The 5965-nt window shown below is 57.0% G+C and carries 6 protein-coding genes and 1 pseudogene; 4 read left to right on the forward strand and 3 right to left on the reverse strand.

What is annotated here, in order from left to right; all coding sequences use genetic code 11:
* Window positions 1–1092: FAD-dependent oxidoreductase (locus AAC035_RS17785; protein WP_339806432.1), on the reverse strand; the 1092-nt coding region annotated here is incomplete at its 3' end.
* A 332-nt stretch (window positions 1093–1424) separates the two neighbouring features.
* Between AAC035_RS17785 and AAC035_RS17790 the strand changes: the two genes are divergently transcribed.
* Window positions 1425–2393 (forward strand): beta-ketoacyl-ACP synthase III, encoded by a 969-nt coding sequence (locus tag AAC035_RS17790; RefSeq protein ID WP_339806433.1) that lies wholly within the window; start codon window positions 1425–1427, stop codon window positions 2391–2393.
* A 20-nt stretch (window positions 2394–2413) separates the two neighbouring features.
* Here the strand turns inward: AAC035_RS17790 and AAC035_RS17795 are convergent, their stop codons facing one another.
* Window positions 2414–2644, reverse strand: coding sequence for a DUF2789 domain-containing protein (locus AAC035_RS17795; RefSeq protein WP_339806434.1), 231 nt, complete (start codon window positions 2642–2644; stop codon window positions 2414–2416).
* A 294-nt stretch (window positions 2645–2938) separates the two neighbouring features.
* On the opposite strand from AAC035_RS17795, the gene AAC035_RS17800 reads away from it, so the two are divergent.
* Both AAC035_RS17800 and AAC035_RS17805 read left to right on the forward strand, forming a co-directional pair.
* Window positions 2939–3622 carry an FCD domain-containing protein gene (locus AAC035_RS17800; RefSeq protein WP_339806435.1) on the forward strand — a complete coding sequence of 228 codons (684 nt, stop codon included), beginning with the start codon at window positions 2939–2941 and terminating at the stop codon, window positions 3620–3622.
* The gene (locus AAC035_RS17805) at window positions 3619–4650 is read left to right on the forward strand and encodes a bile acid:sodium symporter family protein (RefSeq protein ID WP_339806436.1); all 1032 of its coding nucleotides are present in this window, start codon (window positions 3619–3621) and stop codon (window positions 4648–4650) included. Before AAC035_RS17800 ends, AAC035_RS17805 begins: the two co-directional genes overlap by 4 nt.
* A 25-nt stretch (window positions 4651–4675) precedes the next feature.
* Here the strand turns inward: AAC035_RS17805 and AAC035_RS17810 are convergent, their stop codons facing one another.
* A complete protein-coding gene (locus AAC035_RS17810; protein WP_339806437.1) occupies window positions 4676–5377 on the reverse strand; it encodes a J domain-containing protein in 702 nt (233 codons plus the stop codon).
* 328 nt (window positions 5378–5705) lie between these two features.
* On the opposite strand from AAC035_RS17810, the pseudogene AAC035_RS17815 reads away from it, so the two are divergent.
* Window positions 5706–5965 (forward strand): annotated as a pseudogene (locus AAC035_RS17815) (TonB-dependent receptor); the annotation flags it as partial.

The following is a 5965-nucleotide window of genomic DNA, read 5'->3' on the forward strand; positions in this document are numbered from 1 at the left end:
AAACATGCTCTTTTCCCCCTTGAAGGTCTCGGACACCAGGTACCGGACCAGGGGGAAGTGCTCCAGCGCCACATTCAGCAAGCCGGGAATGTCGTGGGGTCGTATCGAGGTCAGATAATCAAGGAAGCCCCGCCCCCGCTCAAGAACCGGCTTGAAGGAAGCAAACGGACCAAACAACAGGTAATGCTTGCCGTCCACCACCCGCAAGTCCAGGTGCGGCACGGACATGGGCGGTGCGCCGACTTTGGCTTTGCCATAGGTTTTGGCCCGGTAGTTCCGGGCCTCCTCTTCGCTGATCGGAGCCTGCAGAAATCGCCCGCCCACAGGAAATCCGGTAAAGCGGTTACGGAATGGCAGGTGACTGCGTTTCAACAGTGGGAAGGCGCCACCACCGGCACCTACAAAGAGCACATCGGCCCTGTGCTCAACCTTGACCCCCTTGCATTCAGCTCTGATAACCCAGCGGCCGGTAGGACTTCGGCTCACACGTCTGACATGGGTGCCGTATTCAAACTTTACACCCAACTCCTGCTCGGCATGGGTTGCCATCTGCTCGGTAAGCGCACCGAAGTTAACGTCCGTGCCCGTTTCAACAACAGTTGCTGCCATCTTCTCGTGGCGGGGACGCCCCTCCATGGTGTAGGGGATCCAGCTTTTTATTTCTTCAAAATCATCCGAGTAACGCATGTGCTCGAAAAAATGATGCGCCGACATTTCCTTGAATCGTAACTGCAGCTCTTCGATGTCAGACTCGGAAACAATGGTGCAGTGTTTGGTCTGGTTAATGAACGTTGTCGGGTCCGTGATGGCGCCCTTGTCGATCAGGTGTGCCCAGAACTGCTTGGCCACATTGAACTGGGCATGGATTTTCAACGCTTTCTCGACCGAAATGATCTCTTCGTCCACCGGCGTGTAGTTCAGTTCACAGTTGGCTTCGTGTCCGGTACCGGCGTTGTTGAATGCCCATGAGTTCCCCGCCCCGGCGCGGTCCAGTCGCTCCAGAATGGTGATATCCAGTTCAGGCGCCAGTTCTTTCGCCAGGGTGGCAAAGGTAGTTCCCATAATTCCCGCGCCGATAATAACTACGTTCATAAAACCTGCCCGCCAGTGTCTGATTTGTCTGCTGTGTGGTGCCGAATGACTCTTATCAGACAGTACCATGCTTTCTGAGAGACTTGAAAACCTGCAGTAAGACAGGTGATTCCGGTGCTCTCCCGGCCCTGTTTCGCCAGCCCATGAGCGCGAATCTCAGTGCCTGCACAGTCGATCGGTATCTCCATTCTTTGACAAATTGCTAATAACTCCGGCCCCGGAAACAGGTACACTGCGTGACTGTATTTTACAATTTGGCGACACTTACGGCATCGTTACTTCTTTATCGCCAGACTCCATTTTTACCAGAACAACATTCAGGAACGTGATACATGGTTTATTCTCGCATTGCCGGCACCGGTTCTTTCCTGCCAGAAAGGGTTCTCACCAACAAAGAAATGGAAACCATGGTGGATACCAGCGATCAGTGGATTCGCGAGCGTACCGGTATTGCGCAGCGCCATATCGCTGCCGAAGGGCAAACCACCGTAGATCTGGCGGAACAGGCATCCCGGCGGGCTATTGAAGCCGCGGGTATCAATGCCCAGGACATTGATCTGATCGTGTTTGCCACCTCCACCCCCGACAAGATTTTTCCCAGCTCTGCCTGCATCCTTCAGGCCCGGCTGGGCATCCAGGGGTGCCCGGCGTTTGATATTCAGGCGGTGTGCAGCGGGTTTGTGTACGCCCTGTCCGTTGCCGACAAATTCATCAAGACCGGCAGCAGCAAGAAGGCGCTGGTGATCGGCGCTGAGGTTTTCTCCCGCATCGTGAACTGGGAGGATCGCGGCACCTCCGTATTGTTCGGTGATGGCGCTGGTGCGGTGATTCTTGAGGCCAATGAGGAGACCGGCATCCTGTCGACCCATATTCATGCCGACGGCCAATACGAAGATTTGTTGCACGTCCCCTGTGGCGTTGCGTTCAACTACGACCAGGTGAAAGCAGGCAAGGCCTTTATCGAAATGAAAGGCAATGAAGTGTTCAAGGTTGCCGTAAACACGCTGGGCCGTATCGTGGATGAAACCCTCGAAGCCAACCAGATGGAAAAAACGGATATCGACTGGTTGGTGCCACATCAGGCCAATTTACGGATCATCGCGGCAACCGCCAAAAAACTGAGCATGTCGATGGATCAGGTGGTGGTAACCGTAGACAAGCACGGCAATACCTCTGCCGCCTCAATACCACTGGCGCTGGATGTGGCGGTGCGTGACGGTCGCATCCAACGCAACCAGGTGGTTATGCTTGAGGCCTTCGGCGGAGGCTTCACCTGGGGTTCCGCCCTGCTTCGTTACTGATTGCTGCAGGGCACAGCCCGTCAATGCAGGCGGGTATTCAGCTCGTCAACCAGTTCGGCCCAGTCGGCGTCTTCCTCCAGTTCTTCTTTCAGGAAGCGGCGCTGGGCATCGGTCCAGAACGGCGCTTCCGATAGTTTTACCGTGTCCTTCATATGCTTGTGTTGATGAATGAAGGACTCAATGGAATCGCTGTCGTCAGGCAAACCGAGTTGCTTGAACAGGTCGCTGAGGGTGTGCACCGGATCTTCCATAACACTGTCTCCTGTTGTGTGAGCGGGCGCGTTACTCCGGAACCAGACAGATGGCTGGAAACCGGTGTGGCAGGCTCTACTCAGAAAGCTTAGTCCTGTTTTTCCCCATTGTCCTCTTTGCTGTTCTCTTGATTGTCCTCTCTACTGTCTGCTTCCTTGCCTTCTGCAGTCGCCACTGCCTTGTGCTGTCCGGTAACCCGGGTTTGCGAATGAACACCCCGGTGTTTCCGCCACGGGACTTGCAGTTACTAAATATTCATAGGATGATTGGATCATCACGTCACAGGACACCCAATGATGACCACGCTACAGCGAATTAATCGCGGATCTCTGGTTGAAACCGCCATTGAATCCATTCGTACCGCCATTGAGCAGGGCCAATGGTCAGTGGGCGATCGCCTGCCGGTGGAAGCGGAGCTGGCAACCGCGCTGGGGGTGAGTCGCAATACGGTAAGAGAGGCGGTCAGGGTTCTGGCCCACGTCGGAATGCTGGAAACCCGCCAGGGCGACGGTACCTTTGTGCGGGCAACCCGCGATGCCGGTGAGACCTTGCGGCGGGCAGGCCGGAGCCTGCTCCGTGAACAGCTGGAAGTGCGGATCATGCTGGAAACCGAGGCGGCGGGTCTGGCCGCCCTGCGCCGGACATCGGCGGATCTCGCTGCGATGACCGGTGCGCTCGACCAGCGGGCGGCTGCCGGCAGTATCGAGCAGCGTATTCATCATGACGAATTGTTCCACCACGCCCTGGTGGCGGCGGCTCACAATACGCCGCTCAGGGATCTGTACAGCTATTTTGCCCAGTCGGTCAGCGAAACCATCGCCCGCACTGAGCAGGATACCGATCTGCCCGAGCCAACCCAGGAAGCCCATGAACTGTTACTTGCAGCGGTTCGTCAGCAAAACCCGGACAAGGCCCGCAGTCTGGCCAGAGGTCTGCTGCAACCCAGCCTCGATGTGCTGGCGAGGGCCGCGCAATGAGATTCCGTCTTGATCGGTTCACGTTGCTGCTGCTGGGGGCGATTGTACTGGCGAGTTTTTTACCGGTTCGTGGCCAGGCTGCTGAGGTCATGTCCAGCGTCGGCACCCTCGCTGTGGCGCTGCTGTTTTTCCTGCATGGTGCGGCCCTGTCGCGGCAGCAGATCGTGGAAGGGGCTACACATTGGCGCCTGCACATTGTGATAACCGCCCTCACCTTCGTGTTTTTTCCACTGGCGGTGTTGCCGGTCAATGGCCTCCAGCATCTGACGCCGGGCTGGATGCCGGCTGATCTGGGACTGGGATTTCTTTATCTCGGAGTGCTGCCTTCTGCTGTGTCTTCCTCTATTGCGTATACCGCGCTGGCAAAAGGCAATGTTCCGGCCGCCATCTGCAGCGCCGCGGCATCCAATGTGTTTGGCATGATGCTGACGCCGTTTTTGTTGATGCTGCTGGTAAGCACCGCCGGAACCGGAGATTTTGCGGTACTGGACGCGCTGCAGAGCATCATCCTGCAGCTCTTGCTGCCCTTCGCGGTGGGTCATGCCTTGCGGCCATGGCTGGGCGGCGTGCTGGCTCGCAACGAATCCCTGACGTCCCGTTACGATCAGTGCGTGATCTGGCTTATTGTCTACACCGCCTTTTCCCACTCGGTGGTCAGTGGTCTCTGGGAAAAGCTGCCCTGGTCAGCGGTTGTGTTCACCATCGTGCTCTGCTTCGGGCTGCTCGGTCTGTTCATGCTGGTGGCAAGTCTGATCGTCCGCAAACTGGGGTTTAGCCTGGAAGACGAAGCGGCGGTTGTCTTCTGCGGATCGAAAAAGAGCCTGGCCTCCGGTCTGCCTATGGCTCAGGTACTGTTTGCGGGACACCCCGGGTTTGGCATGATCGTGCTTCCGATCATGTGTTACAACCAGATCCAGGTCATTGTCGGTGCCATGCTGGCACAGCGATACAGGATGAAGATTGAGCAGAAGAATGCTGATTCTGAAGGGGTTCAGGGAGGCGCGCAAAGCTCTGTCGAGCGCTCCTGAACCCAGGTTTGTCTGATGCGGAACCTCAGTTTCCGGTCAGCGCACTGAACAACGAGTAGAGCACCACCACCCCCACAACCCAGCCGATAACGGCGGGCCAGAAGTTGACCATCTGGGGCGCGTCCGGCTCATTCTGTCCGGTGGCATCATCGCCCTGCCCGGCGTAGTCGGAATCACCGACCTGTTCCATGGCTTGCTGATGGGCCTCTGCCAGGCCGTACCATTCGAACCAGTCACCGAGGAAGCGGGCGACCGGTGGTGTGAAGCTGCCGTTTTCAGCCATAGGCCGGACCTCTTGCTCGAGGGCTTCGCCAATGGCCAGTCTGATGGATCGACGGTCGGCGGGAGGTTCGGCAAGTATGGCGCGCCAGACAGCGACATCGTTCATGCGATAGCTGTCGTTGAGCATGGCTCTGACCTGAATCACCACTTCCCGCACCAGTTGCTGCTCGCCGGCATCCAGTGCCCGCAGGCCGGTATCTTCAGCCTGAAGCTGGTGTCCGGACTCTGGTCTGTCGGAACGGAGTCCGGGACCAGCGGAACCGGAAGGCTGATCGATGCTTTCCCGCTGACCGGCAGCCACAGGCCGGCCCAGGGCTTCACTGAGCGCAGAGTCCAGCCGGCGTAGGTCATCGTTACTGGCAAACTTTTTCTGGCGCTCGTAAGCCGCCCGGATTTCAGTTTCGTTTCGGGTCGGTTCGATACCCAGAATTTCCCAACAATTCATAATTTTGGAGGTCTCACTTTAGTTCATACATCAACATTGCCGGGCAGGATGACCCCGGTCACGATCTCCGTACCGGCCAGTAAACCGGATTTCGTACTGACATGCACCTTTCCACCCTGTAATATTCTGCCTTACATACCCGGTAAAGGGTTGTCCCGAAGTGCTGAAACCGTCCAGCAAGCAAGCGTTTTCTGTCACTTCAGCCGGAGCCACTCGGCGGCGTTCCGGAACGGCAATTCCCTTGACCCCGATAATAAAGATTGGTGACATGCCAACTCAAATTTCAGCGCTATTTTTACGTTCGCACCGCTCGAGCAAGGGTTTTTCGTTGAGGAACAATCTACTTCACTCCGTGGCTTTGTCGTTCCTGTTGGTCGCAGTTCCGGCCGTGGCTACCGATGACCTTGATGACCTGTGGTCCGAGGAATCTGTGGCCGGCAGTGAGGACATGAACCTTTCGTCCCTTCCGGAAGTATTGACGACCACCCGGTTGCGGCAACCCAAAACACGGGTTCCCGGCACCACTACTATCATCACCGGGGAGATGATCCGGCAGTTGGGCCTGCTCAATCTTGCCGACGTCTTCCG

This window comes from uncultured Marinobacter sp. (assembly GCF_963974375.1).
In the GTDB taxonomy this organism is placed as follows: domain Bacteria; phylum Pseudomonadota; class Gammaproteobacteria; order Pseudomonadales; family Oleiphilaceae; genus Marinobacter.

Excerpts from the sequence above, each read along its gene's own strand:
- AAC035_RS17805 (WP_339806436.1), top strand. The coding sequence starts at position 3,619 with ATGAGATTCCGTCTTGATCGGTTCACGTTGCTGCTGCTGGGGGCGATT.
- AAC035_RS17790 (WP_339806433.1), top strand. The coding sequence starts at position 1,425 with ATGGTTTATTCTCGCATTGCCGGCACCGGTTCTTTCCTGCCAGAAAGG.
- AAC035_RS17795 (WP_339806434.1), bottom strand. The coding sequence starts at position 2,644 with ATGGAAGATCCGGTGCACACCCTCAGCGACCTGTTCAAGCAACTCGGT.
- AAC035_RS17810 (WP_339806437.1), bottom strand. The coding sequence starts at position 5,377 with ATGAATTGTTGGGAAATTCTGGGTATCGAACCGACCCGAAACGAAACT.
- AAC035_RS17800 (WP_339806435.1), top strand. The coding sequence starts at position 2,939 with ATGATGACCACGCTACAGCGAATTAATCGCGGATCTCTGGTTGAAACC.